This window comes from Aureispira sp. CCB-QB1, from assembly GCF_000724545.1.
Taxonomy (GTDB): domain Bacteria; phylum Bacteroidota; class Bacteroidia; order Chitinophagales; family Saprospiraceae; genus Aureispira.
Map to the genome: position 1 here is coordinate 1 of NZ_JHBV01000115.1, position 419 is coordinate 419.

1 pseudogene is annotated in these 419 nt (G+C 44.4%); it reads right to left on the reverse strand.

Going from position 1 to position 419, the window contains the following annotated elements:
* Positions 1-377: pseudogene (locus tag CG11_RS26460) on the reverse strand (hypothetical protein); the annotation flags it as partial.
* Positions 378-419 lie beyond the last annotated feature (42 nt).

Sequence of the window (419 nt, forward strand, 5' to 3'; positions counted from 1 at the left end):
AAGGCTCTCAACAACGCTTTGTTCAGTTTTTTGTCACTGGCGTATCGAGCAGGAGATTCGCCACTAATGGCACTACACAACATAGCTTTGGAGTCGTCAATCTTTTCCATCGCAATTTCTCCTAATTCTTCTAGCAGCTCCAAGTTTTTCACGCTGTCCCCTGTTAAATCTCCAATCACTTCGTCGATTGGTTTTTCTTCTGGCTCGCCATTGATCGCTTCATCCAAAGGGTCTTGTTCTTCTAGCTCATCATCAGGAAAATCAAAGGCATCGGCTGCTTCATTTTCTTCCCAATCTTCCTCCTCTTCTAAGGGAAACTCCTCGTCCAATTTTTCCTCCAATTCCTCGTCCATTGTGGGCGCATTTTCTACGTCCATTGTGGCGGCATTTTCTGAAAATGTCTGTTCCTTTTCTACCTA